The organism is Rhizobium leguminosarum bv. trifolii WSM2297 (assembly GCF_000271845.1).
The window spans coordinates 158,272-172,634 of the sequence record NZ_JH719392.1; the positions used below are offsets into that span (position 1 = coordinate 158,272).

At 58.4% G+C, this 14,363-nt stretch carries 11 protein-coding genes and 1 pseudogene; 7 read left to right on the forward strand and 5 right to left on the reverse strand.

Features of this window, described 5'->3' with window-relative positions; genetic code table 11:
- Positions 1-24: 24 nt before the first annotated feature.
- Both tnpB and tnpA read right to left on the reverse strand, forming a co-directional pair.
- Positions 25-372, reverse strand: coding sequence for an IS66 family insertion sequence element accessory protein TnpB (tnpB, locus tag RLEG4DRAFT_RS00655; protein WP_003574550.1), 348 nt, complete (start codon positions 370-372; stop codon positions 25-27).
- Positions 369-743: an IS66-like element accessory protein TnpA gene (tnpA, locus tag RLEG4DRAFT_RS00660; RefSeq protein ID WP_003574552.1), complete on the reverse strand. Its 375-nt coding sequence runs from the start codon at positions 741-743 to the stop codon at positions 369-371. Before tnpA ends, tnpB begins: the two co-directional genes overlap by 4 nt.
- 90 nt (positions 744-833) lie before the next feature.
- On the opposite strand from tnpA, the pseudogene RLEG4DRAFT_RS00665 reads away from it, so the two are divergent.
- A pseudogene (locus RLEG4DRAFT_RS00665) lies at positions 834-2,366 on the forward strand (hypothetical protein); the annotation flags it as partial.
- A gap of 21 nt (positions 2,367-2,387) precedes the next feature.
- On the opposite strand, the gene RLEG4DRAFT_RS00670 reads toward RLEG4DRAFT_RS00665, so the two are convergent.
- On the reverse strand, positions 2,388-4,478 hold the full coding sequence (locus RLEG4DRAFT_RS00670; RefSeq protein ID WP_003574556.1) for a DUF6538 domain-containing protein: 2,091 nt from the start codon (positions 4,476-4,478) through the stop codon (positions 2,388-2,390).
- A 292-nt stretch (positions 4,479-4,770) separates the two neighbouring features.
- Positions 4,771-5,712: a nucleotidyltransferase and HEPN domain-containing protein gene (locus tag RLEG4DRAFT_RS00675; RefSeq protein ID WP_003574557.1), complete on the reverse strand. Its 942-nt coding sequence runs from the start codon at positions 5,710-5,712 to the stop codon at positions 4,771-4,773.
- A gap of 1,022 nt (positions 5,713-6,734) precedes the next feature.
- On the opposite strand from RLEG4DRAFT_RS00675, the gene RLEG4DRAFT_RS00680 reads away from it, so the two are divergent.
- Together RLEG4DRAFT_RS00680 and RLEG4DRAFT_RS00685 are read left to right on the forward strand one after the other, a co-directional pair.
- A complete protein-coding gene (locus tag RLEG4DRAFT_RS00680) occupies positions 6,735-7,655 on the forward strand; it encodes an ArdC family protein (RefSeq protein ID WP_003574558.1) in 921 nt (306 codons plus the stop codon).
- Between the two features lie 456 nt (positions 7,656-8,111).
- Positions 8,112-8,600 carry a helix-turn-helix domain-containing protein gene (locus RLEG4DRAFT_RS00685; RefSeq protein WP_003574559.1) on the forward strand — a complete coding sequence of 163 codons (489 nt, stop codon included), beginning with the start codon at positions 8,112-8,114 and terminating at the stop codon, positions 8,598-8,600.
- A 211-nt stretch (positions 8,601-8,811) separates the two neighbouring features.
- On the opposite strand, the gene RLEG4DRAFT_RS38235 is transcribed toward RLEG4DRAFT_RS00685, so the two are convergent.
- Complete coding sequence (locus RLEG4DRAFT_RS38235; RefSeq protein ID WP_003574560.1) at positions 8,812-9,096, reverse strand: helix-turn-helix domain-containing protein; 285 nt, start codon at positions 9,094-9,096, stop codon at positions 8,812-8,814.
- A 156-nt stretch (positions 9,097-9,252) separates the two neighbouring features.
- On the opposite strand from RLEG4DRAFT_RS38235, the gene RLEG4DRAFT_RS40615 reads away from it, so the two are divergent.
- The 4 genes from RLEG4DRAFT_RS40615 to RLEG4DRAFT_RS00705 all read left to right on the forward strand — a co-directional run bounded on the left by RLEG4DRAFT_RS40615 (position 9,253) and on the right by RLEG4DRAFT_RS00705 (position 14,260).
- Positions 9,253-9,495, forward strand: coding sequence for a hypothetical protein (locus RLEG4DRAFT_RS40615; RefSeq protein ID WP_171898163.1), 243 nt, complete (start codon positions 9,253-9,255; stop codon positions 9,493-9,495).
- Between the two features lie 9 nt (positions 9,496-9,504).
- A complete protein-coding gene (locus RLEG4DRAFT_RS40620) occupies positions 9,505-9,729 on the forward strand; it encodes a hypothetical protein (RefSeq protein ID WP_037093050.1) in 225 nt (74 codons plus the stop codon).
- A 474-nt stretch (positions 9,730-10,203) separates the two neighbouring features.
- On the forward strand, positions 10,204-11,172 hold the full coding sequence (locus RLEG4DRAFT_RS00700; protein WP_003574561.1) for an SDR family NAD(P)-dependent oxidoreductase: 969 nt from the start codon (positions 10,204-10,206) through the stop codon (positions 11,170-11,172).
- 220 nt (positions 11,173-11,392) lie between these two features.
- Positions 11,393-14,260, forward strand: a complete 2,868-nt coding sequence (locus RLEG4DRAFT_RS00705; RefSeq protein ID WP_003574562.1) for an ATP-binding protein — start codon at positions 11,393-11,395, stop codon at positions 14,258-14,260.
- Positions 14,261-14,363: the final 103 nt, after the last annotated feature.

Genomic DNA, 14,363 nt, shown 5'->3' on the forward strand with positions numbered 1-14,363 from the left:
GGATGTCCTTGCAAAATATAGCTTTTAACCCGTTCGTCCGGGAGCAGAAGTCCACGCAGGTCGGCGCCAGTCGATCCCCTCAACAAGCATCGACAACTGAGCTTGCGTCAGATGCGCAACCCCATCTTTCGCCGTCGGCCAGGGAAAGTATCCGCGTTCCAAAATTTTGTAAAACAGGCAAAACCCTTGGCCATCCCACCATAAAAGTTTGATCCGATCAGCGCGTTTTCCGCGGAAGCCGAAGATTGCGCCGGAGCCCGGCACCTCCTTGATAGCCGTCTCGACAAGCGCCGACAGTCCATCAATGCCACGCCGCATGTCGGTCACCCCGCAGGCCAGATAAACCCGCACATTCCCCGAAGGCCCGATCATGCCGCCTCCACACAAGCGACCAGTGACGATAGCACTTCGAGATCCATGTCCGCTGCAATTCTCAGTAAGCGGCCATTCCTCAGGACGATCTCAACGTCTTTGCATCTCGACCGAGCACTGCTCCTCTTGGAACCGTCACTAACGCTCTCCGACGCTCCGATAAGCGATACCGGGATGAACGTCTGGGGAGATTCGGCTGGCAAGAGCTTCTTTCGCCAGGCGTAAATCTGCTGTGGAAGAACGTCGTGCCGGCGCGCGACATCCGAAACGGTGCCATCCGCGCTGAACGCTTCTTGCAATATCGAAAGCTTCAGTTCCGTCGACCAGCGACGTTGTCGCTCGGCACCCGTCAGAATCTCAACCTTGGCCATTCATACCCTGTTACGTCACAAATGAATCATCTGTGTCGTAACTTGCGCCAATCCCGCACCTAACCAAAATCCGATCACCGGACGCTCACGCCGTTCCAGAAGCGCGAAGAGATCGTTGAATGGGTTCGGCGCGTTATCATCAGCGGGTCGACCGACTACAGAAAGTTTCAGGCGGCGGCCGCCAAGCAGCGATATGCGATCCGCTTTCCAGGCGTGTCCTATGGCGGTCGGGCGCCGCGGGATGGCAAGATTATCGTTCCCGCCAACTATGAGGAAACCTGGATAGAAGATCCCGACCTGCTGTCTGGTGTCATCGAGGCGCCACCGGCGCTGGCCATGGAAATGGCCGACCTGGTGCGCTTCAAGACGTCGGCTCTCACGTCGGTTGGTTTCCAGCGAAACGGTGTCTGGGGGGAGGAGACGGCGTCTCAAAAGATCGAGCATCTCGGGCTCATGTTCGGCGCCCTTGCCGCAGCTAAGGATGGGGAGGTCAGGGGCTATGGCGTGCCGCCGCGTCAACTGACCTTCGGCCTGTTGCTCTTTCCCGGCGTCTGGGACTGGTACCTCCAATGGCGGGAAACCCGGCGCGGCTTCTACACCGCCTGGGAAGTCGACATGCTACGGATCGCCTTGGCGATCACTAAGGAGGGCACCGGATGGCTTCGGCAACATCCTGAACTTCTATCGCGAGTCCAGCCGATCGCTGGCCTCGTTTCGCAAAATGAGATCGACTATGCCCATGCGGATTGGCATGGAGCCTGCGACGACTTCCACAAACATGCTGCTCATCGTGTGAAGGAAATCCAGCGGATCGCCCGTGTCCACCGCGATCCGTTCGAGCCGATCATGCCGGTCCTCGAGGCAGCAAGCCCTGTCGGCGAGTACCGCAAGATCACCGAGGAGATCATCCGCCTGACGCCGGATGAACATCGTTATCCTCGGCCCGCTGCCGAAGCCGTTCGCGCGTTTTTGATGTTGAGGTTGGGTTTGCATCTCGGACTGCGGCAGAAAAACCTTCGGCAACTCATGCTCTGCCCCAAAGGTTACATGCCACGTTCGGAGCGCGTTCTCGAGAAGATGAAGCGCGGCGAAATCCGCTGGAGCGACCGCGAGGGCGGCTGGGAAGTATTCATCCCGGCGGTCGCGTTCAAGAATGCTCACTCATCTTTCTTCGGCGACAAGCCGTTTCGTCTTGTGCTGCCGGATCTTCTGGATCTGTACAAATATATCGACGCCTATGTCGAGCAACATCGCGCGGTACTGCTGCGCTCGGCCGCCGATCCCGGTACTTTCTTCGTCAAGACTGTCAAGACGACCAGCACGGATGCCGCCTATGACATCACCAGCTTCTACGAGGCCTGGCGTTTGACGATCCAGCGCTACGGGATCTACAACCCGTACACAGGGCGCGGGGCGATCAAGGGTCTTTTGCCGCACGGACCGCATAATGTCCGCGACGTGCTGGCGACCCACATCCTGAAGCAGACCGGCTCCTACGAGCAGGCGAGTTACGCGATCCAGGACACCGCCGACATGGTCGCCAAGCATTACGGGCGCTTCCTTCCCCAAGATAAGGCAGCGCTCGCCGCCCGTATTCTCAATCAGGTCTGGGAGGCCGCATAACTTTCAACGAGACGTCGGAAATTATTTCCGGCGTCTCGCCTCGGTTTTGGCCTCGCGCGCCCAAGGCGGCGGCACCCGTTGTTCGATCCACGGCAGTAGCTTGATCGGCTTCGCCTCGATCCCTGACGTGATGATCGGATACTTGCCGAGGGCGTCGCGCATCAATGGGAGACCGGCGGGGTTCGTATAACGACTGTTGGTTTCGCTTCCATCAGAGAGACGCCCGGAAATATCGTCAATGACCTCCGTAGAAACGCCTGCCTGTTTCAACGTGTCTGCCATACCGTGACGGAGCGCGTGGAAAGCGCGCTTCCACATTTTGTCCCCCAACGACCGCTGCATCATCGGGATGAAAACGTCGTAGAAACGGTCGCCCGGATCATTCGTTGTCTTGTGGGAAATAAGGTCCGGGAATACGGCTTTGTATCCCAGCGTCTGTAGAGCAACGCAGTAGTCCATGAAGCCCAAACCGATCAGTTCGTCGGGAATAGGCACTACTCGCTCGGATTGCTCGGTCTTGAGTCGCCGAAACTCGTTCGTCCGAAGGACGATCACCAGACCATCGTCATCTTCCTCGATATCGTTCAATGAAAGACCAGCGAACTCTCTTCTGCGGGCGCCAAGATAGGTGAACATGATCGGCAGGAAGTAGGCCGCGTCATGGAAGACATATGGACCTGGCTTACCGCGGCCGCGATCGTGGTTCAGGGAGCCGGTATAGACTGGGCAGGAGAAAAGCGGCCGGATCTCGTCCGGCGTCGGCTTGTGTTGTTGCCTGCGGATAGAACCGGCCTTGGGCTTTTTCGGTCTCAGCCCCTCGAAGCTCCAATCGTCGAGCTCAAAGCCGTGCCCGCGCACATGCTTGAGGAAGTGGTTCAGGTTTCCGAAGTGCTTGCGGATGGTCGCGGCGCTCAAGCCGACGGCCGCCTCCTTGCCCTCCGTCTCGGCCTGCTCGCGCAGCCTCTGAGCTTCGGCCCGTAGCTCGGGTGCCGACATCGCCCTCATTTTGGCGCTCTGTCCCCAACGTATCGGAATGTTATTGAAGTGCTGGCGCAGCTTGCCGAGGTGGTATTGGCTGATCTGACCGGTGTGCTCGATGCCGTATTCTTCAAGCACGCTCTTGAACATACGAACCAAAGCGCGGGCATCACGCGCCGTACTGTCGTCCCAAGCGTCCTTCATGTTCTGGACGAGCTGTTCGCACTCGGCCTCGAAATCCGCGACCTGAACAACCGGCCGCGCTTTCAGGCCGTCGTCTTTCTCGATGGCAACGTATTGCGGTGATGGAGAAAGATCGAGCGTGACGATTGGGGAGGGCTCGGGAGACTTTGGTGTCGGAGCAACATCGACCGGAATCGCGATCAGATGCACCGGTGGCATGGTGACCTCAGTTGCCTGTTCGTTGGCAACAGGCTGCGGATTCGGCCTTGACCCACCAGTGAGTTCACTGAGATTTCGGTCTGCGAGAGGATGCCTCTCTGCAACGTCGAACAGCGCTTCCGCTCGGCCATTGAAATAGGCCTTCATTGCCTTTTCGTGGTTGAGGGGATTTTGGCTGATATCGAACTGATGCATCAGCATTCGAATTCCATCCTGGAAGCCACGGGTGTTCGCTTCATGGAGTAGTTCGAGATAGTTCGATCTGATCGCAGAGATATGAGACGCCGGTATCCCGTTGTCGAGAAGGTACTTGGATCCGATGCAGCGTTCTTTCAGCGTCAGGCGTTGGCGGATGCCAAACATAGCGAGCAGCTTATAAGCCCAGCCATTCTCCAGATCGAGTTCCAGCTCTTCGATGTCAGCCGGGCGACCATAGCGTCTCGCGGCGATCGAGACGTCTTCGAGATGCAAGAGCATCACGTCCCGTTCGTGTTCGCAAAGCTTTTGAAGCTGCGCCCTGGACATTGGTTCCTTCGATTTCATCCTCAGTTCGGCCATCAGCGTGTTGAGCTTTCTGCCGATTGCCTGGGCCTTTTTATGATCGGAACAATGAAGGCTCAGTGAAAGCCGGCTGCCCGGCTGGCACCGCGCGAAAGAACTGGGAACACGAGCGCGCCAGTAGAAGATATTGCCGCGGCGAATAAGGTTCTCGACGTCGTGGCGGACCGCCATGGGTAGTTGCCCCCTGCCTGCCACCTGCGACGTCCCACGCAGTTTCCGCGTGGGCATCACCTGTGGGCTACAGTTCTGGGCATCAGGTCGCCAATGATGCCAAAACGATATCCGGCACGACTGGAAAATCAAGGAATTAAGGGGATTTAGGGAGAATTGGCTGGGGAACCTGGATTCGAACCTTTAGGCTTTGAAACCAGATTCAAGCATGATTGCCGGAAGTGACTTAACCTACGGTTGATTCCCATCAAACCGCACCAATTGTCAAATCACAGAGTCTGAGGTTCCGCTTCTATCGGGAACGAACAGCCGGCCACCCACCGTCACCACCATTTCGCCGAAGAATCTCAAGGTGCTCGGTGCTGATTGTTTTGACCCACACAAGCAACAACGAGGTTTGCTCTGCAAGCCAGCTGAGCGCCTCCTCGCTGATTTCGAAATGTTTGGAATACCGTGCTTTAACATAAGCCTCGTTCAACGTGTTGAACCAAGCACGCTCGCGATGCTGATCGCGAGGAAAAGCTTCAGCCAGGCGCCGATCCTGTTCCTCGGCGAGCGAGCGGAGGAATTTGATGTTGTGAGATGGCGGACCGTAATTGGTGAGCGTCAGCAAGACACAGGAATAGGCCTGCTCAATCGTCTGATGGAGTTCGAAGGCTGCATTTTCTATGTAATGACGCTCAATTGCTAACGTTGCCATCTGCAGAAAGCGCGTGGCGGCCTGAAACCTCTGGTCGAAGTGTTCGCTCGCGACTTTGAAAAGCTCTGCCGAAGAGAGGGCCTTCGGTTCCGCAAGTGGTTCATCATCGAGTTCGTACAGAACGATGCCTTCCTTGCGGATGTCGGAGAAGAAGTATTGGCCTTCTTTGAGGTACGAATTCACCTCTCGCCTGGAGTGGACGATGAAACTCACCGGCGTTTCGATCGATTTGTCGTGGATCAGCCGGTCGGCAGCTTTGTGCCAGTATTCGGCGAAGTCGCAGAGCTTGCGGTTGTTGACGATGATCAGCAGATCGAAGTCCGAGCGGTAGCCCTTCATCGTGAAGGGCTCATCCACCCAGCCGCCCTTGGCGTAGGAACCAAACAGGATGATCTTGAGGATCCGGCCACGCTTCTTGAATTCCGCCGTTCCGTCTTTCAACGCGTCTTCGAATTCCTCGTGAAGGATTTCCAGAACGCGGCCAATCTCACGCTGTTTGCGGAGTGGCATATGGTTGAGGGATGTTTTCATCATGGAGAGCAATGATCGCGAGGCGGCTTAAAATGACTTTGAAAACTCAGCGCGAATTCTACACGGGTTGCCTCAAACCACAACTGCAAATGGCCTTACGATCCGCCTGAACAGCGACGGCCGGCATACCTGATTTCGCGTGGCGACCTATCTCGCGCGCGTCACGCAAATTACCGACGCGAGACCATTCGTTGCGTATAGCCTTGCTGCTTGTCAACCGGCGCCGTCAGCAACGCGAGCATACCAGCCGGGTTTTCTCGTCGTCCCTCCATGCCATCGCGCCGTGTGTCGGACGCTGCCGCATTCTCGGGGCTAGTAAGGAGTTCCCAGATCCCTATGTCCTCCTGGCACAGGAACAAGGTCCGGACGCAAGCGTGTCGCTGCGGAGTGGGCATCGAGGCTGCGGCCCGCAATTGATCGGTCGGGCCACCGCATGGCTTGGCAGGTCGACGGCCCGGATTCGGTCCTGGGGTTCCGCGGACCGCGCTGAGGAACTGCTGCTCGACCGGACCCTGTTCACAGTCACTCCGGAAATCTATGGCGAATATCTTGCCGGGTTCTCGACGTCGCCGCACAACCGCTCGCACGGCGCGGGTGTAACGGACCATGGCCGGAAAGCGCTGGGGATGAGACATGACCCTATGCACCGGCATCGACCGGTCTTCGCGCGTTGGCCAGATTCACGGCGGGCATGCCTTGAGAGGACTGGGTGCATCGCCGCGCCCGCCCCGGTCGGGAGGCCGCGCAGGTAAACGATCCCCGATGCGGTTCATGGGTTCATGTGCGATGTGAGCGACGTCATGCAGCTTGGATTTGCTACTGTGCCTCCTTCACCACCCTGCCTTGGTGGTGCTATCATCGCGTCCTGCCCCGGCTTTTGGTCCTGCCAGGCTCGCGCCGCCGGCAACGGCTTTGCCGTCCTCCACTTCGTTGCGGCCCTGCGGGTGCAGGCGGTGCTTGCTGCCTGGCTTTCAGACCGCCGTAGCAGGTCGCGATGGCCGCGACCTCCAAACGGAGGTTCAGACATGAGCACGCAGCAATCCAATCAACGATCCGATATTTACAGCCGCATCACCACCAAGATCATCGCCGATCTCGAACAGGGCGTACGGCCATGGACCAGACCCTGGACGACGAAAGATGCGACAGCCGAGGTCAGCCGGCCACTGCGCCACAACGGCCAAGCCTACACCGGGATCAATATTCTGCTCCTCTGGTCGGAAGCCATCGCCCGCGGCTTTGCGTCATCGACCTGGATGACCTTTCGCCAGGCAAAGGAACTCGGCGCTGCCGTCCGCAAGGGCGAAACCGGCACCACCGTTGTCTTCGCCAGTTCTTTCATCCGTGCCGAGACGACGGAAACAGGCGCGGAGATCGAACGGGATATTCCATTCCTCAAGACCTACACGGTGTTCAATACCGATCAGATCACCGGTCTCGATCGACCCACTCATTGCATCGCACCTGTGGAGGACCCGATGAGCCGCATCGGCAATGCCGGCCGCTTCTTTGCCAATACCGGTGCCATGATCCGGCACGGAGGATCAGCGGCCTATTATGCTGCTGCCCGTGATTACATCCAGATGCCACACCTGGATGCCTTCCGCGACGACGCCTCTTTTGTTGCCATCCTGAGCCACGAGATGACGCACTGGACCGCGGCACCCCGGAGGCTTGATCGTGATCTCAGCCGCTACGCGAAAGACCAGAGCGAACGCGCCCGGGAAGAACTGATTGCCGAACTCGGCAGTTGCTTTCTCTGCGCCGATCTTGGCATCGTTCCGGAGCTCGAACCACGCCCCGATCACGCAAGCTACCTCGATGGCTGGCTCGAAGTTCTGGGCAACGACAAGCGCGCCATCTTTTCAGCGGCAGCTCATGCGCAGCGGGCCGTCGATTACCTGCATGATTTGCAGCCGGACCTCAACGAGGAGGAGGCGGCGTAAGCCGTCTCTTTCTCAGCCAAAGGCAGCCCGACATCGGTCTGCCGGATGTTGCAGCGGAGGCAATACGAATTCCGTATTAGGCCACAGCTATCGGGTTTCACTCCTCCGGCTAGGCCTCCCGGGAAACGTTCCGCTCTTCGGGCGAAAGCGCGTCCATAAGCCGAAGCCATTGAATCTTGTAACGAATTCGGTTGCACAGCAAGCGGATTTCAACTATCTTTTTGGCGAGGCAGTACGCGCTGCCTTGGGGTGTGGAAACCCCTACAAGCGGTTGGTGCCGGCCGATTCGGCATCACACTCCTTGACCTTAGGTCGAGGAGCCTGTGGCGTATGTCCAGGTTCCTCGGAACTAAAGGCCACAGGACCGTCTTGTACGGTTTCCAACTCCCCGATCAGTGGGTTGAGCGAGTTCAGCGGGGGCGCACCGCATGAAACTCTCCATTGGGGGTGTCGACCATGAATCGCCATGTACCAGCTGTCCAAATCCGATCGTCGAGGCGAGCGCAAGCGGCACAGTCGAGTATTGCACGCGATTCGGTGCATCCGGTCGACCTGCATGTCGGACAGCAGATCCGTATTCGCCGGATACAGTCAGATGTATCTCTCGGCGATCTTGGCGCCGGTATCGGCGTCAGTTTGCAGCAGGTTCAGAAATATGAAAGCGGCAAAAACCGCGTCAGCGCTTCCATGCTTTATGAGCTTGCCAATTGCCTTAAGGTGCCCGTTTCAAAGTTTTTCGAAGGCCTTCCAGATCCCGAAACTTTGCAGGACCAGCAACTCACAGCCGAAGTCGATGATAGGATTGCCTATATTTCCACGGCGGAAGGGCGCCGTCTGATCGAAGACGTATTACTGCTTTCGCCGCGTGTGCGCAGTCGCGTGGTTGCCCTCGTCAGTTCGATTGTCGACGAAGAGATGGAAGAACAGACAGACGTCGATCGCTAGGAAAGCGACGAAAGTCGGCGGGCACAAGCCCGCCAGTGTTGACGCTTGCTTGGTTCTGCCCAGTGTGTCTCAAGGATCTGGAACGCTTACGTGATCAGGAGGGTGAGAAACAGGTAAAGAGCGCCGGCGACGATGAAGATCTCCTATGGCGCGAGAGTTTTAAGTGTGGATTTGCCGGGAGTGCGTCTCTCGCGTGCTTAGATGGGGTTGCTTAGTTCACCCCGCCTTTGGGTACAAAACCAACTCGAAAACCGAATAACCGCCCTATCTTGTCCAATGTTTCAAGCGTCGGGTTCGCCGTCCCAGCTTCCATTTCAGCAACTTGTCGCCGCGTTAGCGCAAGCGTTCTAGCAAACTCTTCCTGGGTCATGCCGATACCCTTTCGGATCTCTGCCACAGCATCAGGTAGCCTTAGATCGCCGGTTCGAGCACGCTCAGCCAGTGTTCGTCGGTTTTCAAGAATCTCTTCTTTCGTGGGTTTCTTCCAGCGCGCCATCTAGTTGTCCCCCTGCATCACAGGCACGTTGCCAAAACGCTATCCGCGATTTCCATGCAGCGTCCCCATCGCACGTTCCAGAATGTCCGAAGATGCCCCCAAATGTTTCGCCATGGTCGGCGCCTGCTCCAGGTGTTCAGCGAGGTCGCAGACGCCTTGTCGCTCAACACCGCGAAGTCGTTCCGCTTCGGCCTCGGGTGCTTCCTTGATCCGCATATTCCCAATGCCGCCCGTCGCCGAAAGCAGAAGCAACGGGAGATCGGAAGTGCGCGAACCTTCAGCAAGGCCGAGGTGCTCGGCAAGTTTTCGCCTCGCATGTCCCTGGGGCACGAGATCCAAAAGGTAGGGCGGCCAGCTGAGGCTAGATCGATTTTCGAGATCAACGGAATAACGGACTGACAAGGCCCGATGGTCGCGGACAGTCTTTGCGGCCGCAAACTCCGCCAATGCCACAGTGACGAAATAGTCGAGATCGTAGTCGACGATCGACGCGCCCTGAAAGCCTGCCGCGCCATCCTTGAATTCAAGCGTGCCGGCGGGATGCCACTTGCCGTCAAAAATGGGTTTGAATTGTTAATCGCATTGACTGACCCCTTTAGTGGATCAATTAAAGCGTTTTTTAAAGGTTATTAACCCATTAAATTGGGTTGAATAATTTCCTTTAGCATTGCCGGCCCCCGAGCCCGGTCATGGAAGCATCTGATGCGGCTGACCATCTTTCGGCCTCTCATCTCACTACCACACGCGACCAGCATCATTGAAAAGCCAAGCACGGGCGTCAACCAAGCAGCTGCTGGCGATGTCACCCCGTGACCTGGAAGGCTAGCCCCTCGATTCCACATTTTCGTTAGTGGCTGGCCGATTTCGTCCCGGCCTTTTTTGTTATTCTTACGTTTGTGCCCTGGGCCGAGCCGAGATCCTCACGACGGTAGTGGCTTGTAGATTATTCGAAGGGGTAATTGAGCCGAGGTCAGGAGCCGATACGGCCGAACAGCGGTTGCCGTGTTGCGTTTGGCTCACCGGAGGGAGCGTAGCGACAGGAAGCAGGAAACGAGGTACGGTGCGCCAGCGCCGATCGTGGGTCGCGATTAAACTCGTGGGGGCGGGATGGGAGGAGTTCAACAACCACTGCTGACCGGTTTCGGGGCCGCCATGTCGGCTGCCGAGGTAGCTCGCGGTGTGGACCTCATGGGGCGGGTTGCGTTGGTAACAGGCGGTTCGTCTGGTGTTGGGCTGGAGACAGCCCGCGCGCTTGGAATGTCGGGGGCAAGCGTGCATGTTACCGCTCCTGACCCCGTCGCCGCCCGCGCGGCATTGAACGGCATCCACGGGATTGCGGTCTGGCCGATCGACCTCGCGGATCAAGGGTCGGTTAAAGCCTTTGCGAAAGCCTTCCTCGAGCACCAGCCACGGCTCGACATTCTGGTTCTCAATGCAGGGATAATGGCGCAGCCGCTCTTCCGCGACAAACGTGGCAGGGAGGGCCATTTTTCCATCAACTACCTTGGACACTATGAGCTCGCCGTGCTGCTATGGCCAGCATTGCTCGCCGCCGGGAAATCCAGGGTGGTCATCCTGTCGTCCCGGGGCCATCAGATGTCCGATGTCGATCTCGAGGATATCGATTTCGCGCGTCGTCCCTATGATAAGTGGATGGCTTACGCGCAATCCAAGACAGCGAATGCCCTCTTCGCTGTATCGCTCGACAGGCGCGGCCGTGGGCATGGCGTTCGTGCCTTTTCTGTTCATCCCGGAATGATTGTCACCCCCGGCATTCGCCACCTATCCCGATCCGAGTTCGACGCCGTCGGCGCTCTCGAAGCAGACGGGACCCCCGTAATCGATCCCACGATGGATAAGAAAACCCCTCAGCAAGGGGCGGCAACGACGGTCTGGTGCGCAACGTCCCCGGCGCTGAGTTCATCAGGCGGGGTCTACTGCGAGAACTGCGATATCGCGTCCGTTCAGACCGACAACCCCTTCGGGGTGCGGCCGTATGCGATCGACCCGGCGAGGGCCGAAAGCTTGTGGCAAATGAGCGCGGTGTTGACGGGTTTAGATATTGTAATAACCTGAAGCACAGTGTTCTATCTCGCGGTACCTTTCAGTGATCGACGGCGGCTCGGCATGTACTGATTTCTCTAAGGGAAGACGGACGTCCCGCTACGCCCATACCATACACTTATCAATCAGGTTTATATTGTGCTGTCAGCCTCGAACCTGACAGGTCCGACTAGAATGCGCGGCGTTACTCGGTATTCAAGCTGGCGCCGCTCAGTTATCAGGGCAAATCAGAATGGAATGGCAGGCACTACTTAACGCAACCGATCCATCGGATGTAGCGACATCCTTCGGCGAATTCCGGCTGTACCCGGGGCGTCACCTCCTTGTCAAAGATCAGGAGTCGGTAGCCGTCGGCTCGCGGGCGCTCGAAATTCTCATCGCGCTGACCGAGCGGCCGGGCGAGCTCGTGACGAAGGACGAACTGATTTCACGTGCGTGGCCGAACACGATAGTCGAAGAGTCAAACCTAAGAGCGCAGATCGCCGTGCTTCGTAAGGCACTGGGCGAAGACCAATCCGCTGCGCGATACATTGCCGCCGTCCCAGCGCGTGGCTACCGGTTCATCGCTCCGCTCTCCCGCTCCGAGGTCAAGATCCGCGCTGTCGAGGAGGCCGCGCCAAACAACCTTCCAAAGCAACTGACGCGACCGATCGGACGGGAGGAGGCAATCGGAATCCTTGAAGGTCGCGTTCAACGGTTTCGCCTGGTCACAGTTGTCGGTCCGGGCGGCATTGGAAAGACAACGGTCGGCATTCGCGTGGCGGAGGAACTCTCATCATCGTATCAACACGGCGTGTGCTTCATGGACTTGGCGCCACTGTCGCATCCTTCGTCACTTCCGTCGGTGCTGGCGTCACAGCTTCGGCTCCCGGAGATAACTGGCGATCCGATTTCCCTCGTGAGCGCGCACCTCCGTGACAAGCATATGCTTCTGGTGTTTGATAGTTGCGAGCTCGTTCTCGACGCCGCCGCGCGACTGGCGGAGACCTTGCTTCGGGAGGCCCCCGGCATCACCGTTCTGGCTACCAGTCGCGAGGCCTTGCGGGTGGAGGGCGAGAGCGTCTACAGGCTTCCGCCCCTCGATATGCCGCCGCTCGGCGCGGGCCTCACTGCGGCCGATGCATTGGCATTTCCAGCCATTCGCCTTTTTGTGGAGCGAGCGACTTCATCAGCAAGCGAGTACGCGTTCGATGACGATGAAGCTCCGATCGTCACCCATATATGTCGTCAGCTTGACGGCATTGCCCTCGCAATCGAGCTTGCCGCTGGTCGCGTTGAGGCTTTCGGTACGCGCGGAATAGCGGAGCTCCTCAATGATCGTCTACGATTGCTGACGGGTGGAAGGCGCACCGCTCTTCCACGCCACCAGACGTTGGCCGCCATGATCGACTGGAGCTATGGGGCGCTCTCCACGGACGAGCAAACGGTGCTGCGCGCCCTGGGGGTATTCGCTGGTGAATTCGGTCGCGAGGCTGCCGCCGCCGTTGCTTTCGATCCCGTCGTAAGCGAACGCGATGTACTCGGCCAACTTGCGCAACTCGTGGCAAAATCCCTTCTGGCTGTCGACACGCACGGCAAGGCAGCACGATACCGTTTGCTCGATACGACACGTGCTTTCGCACTGAGCAAGTTGCAGGAGGAAGGGGAGGTCGGACCAGTCGTACAACGCCTTGCGAAATACCTGTGCGAGGTTCTCGATCATTCGCACGAAGAAGTCGAAACGCTGTCGAGCGAGGAATGGCTTTACAAGTACGGTACGCATATCAACAACGTCCGCTATGTCCTGGATTGGGCATATTCGGATGACGGCGACACGGAGGTGGGCATCGCGGTGACGGTTGCCGCAGTTCCGCTGTGGTATCAATTGTCTCTGGTAGACGAGTGCCTGGCATGTGTGCAACGTGCGCTGCTCGGCGTCGATCCGGGGGAAAGGCGGGACGGGCGCGCCCGTCAGGTCATGCAGCTTTATAGAGCGCTTGGTCTGGCACAGGCCTTCAAAGTCGGATTCGCGCCACAGGCTCCGGCGGCCTTCGCCAAGGCGCTGGAAATTGCCGAAGACCTGGGAGACGTCGACGCTCAGGCAGAAGCCCTTTGGGGCTTATGGGTCGCACAAGTAGGCATGGGTGAATATCGAGCGTCGCGCGATAACGCGGATCGGTTCGTGAGGCTTGCTCAAAATGGCCTCGACAGGTTCATCGGCGACCGCATGCTGAGCATGACGCTCTTCTGCATGGGAGACTTCCGAGGTGCACGTCGCCACGCCGATCTCATGCTGGCGCACGACGTCTCCACGGACATTCCACCCGGTGGTTCGGTAAGGTTCAGGTTCGGTCAGTCCGTTTCCGCGCGAATACAGCCTGCTCAGCTCTTGTGGATGCAGGGCTTTCCGGATCAAGCCGTGCGAGCCGCCGAAACCGCCGTCGAGGCGGCGCGAACCTCCGGTCACGCGATCTCCCTCTGCGAATCTTTGGCCAGGTGGTCGTGCCCGATCCTCGTTCATGTCGGGGACCTTGCGGCGGCTGATTCCGCGATCACGGAACTACTCGACCTGGCGAAACTAAATGGGCTTGGTCCATGGGAGGTGTTCGGCCGCTGCTGGAAAGCGGCTCTGCTGATCCAGCGGGGACTTCCCGAAAGAGGCGTTCCGCTTCTCCGCAGTGGACTGACGGAACTGCGTCAGGTCAAGCTCTTCAACCTCTACAATGTCAGATTTGTCTGCTCCCTGGCCGAGGGTCTCGCCTCGCTTGGCGGGCACGCCGAAGCGCGCTCGCTCGTGGATGCGGCCATTGCTGCAAGCGAAGAGAAGGACGAACTCTGGTACATCACTGAGCTCTATCGTCTGAAGGGCGACATCCTTTTTCACCGCGGAGACGGCGACCTCGCCGAGCGGTGCTATCTCCATTCCGTGGAGCTGGCGCGACGGCAGGACGCGCTTTCGCTGGAGCTGAGAGGAGCCATAAGCCTGGCTCGCTCGTCCAGCGGGCGCGGCGATAGGATTGGCGCCCGGGAGCTTCTGGCCACGGTCTACGACCGTTTCAGCGAAGGTTTCGATACCGCTGACTTGAGGACGGCGAAGGCGATGCTGACCGAATATTCCTGATCACGACCTGTCATATCCGCACAGCCCGTCACAAGAATTCACTACGATTCACTGGCTGGTGACCGTGCTGGTCTGCCATCTTCTGCCCGTCGCCGAATTGTCG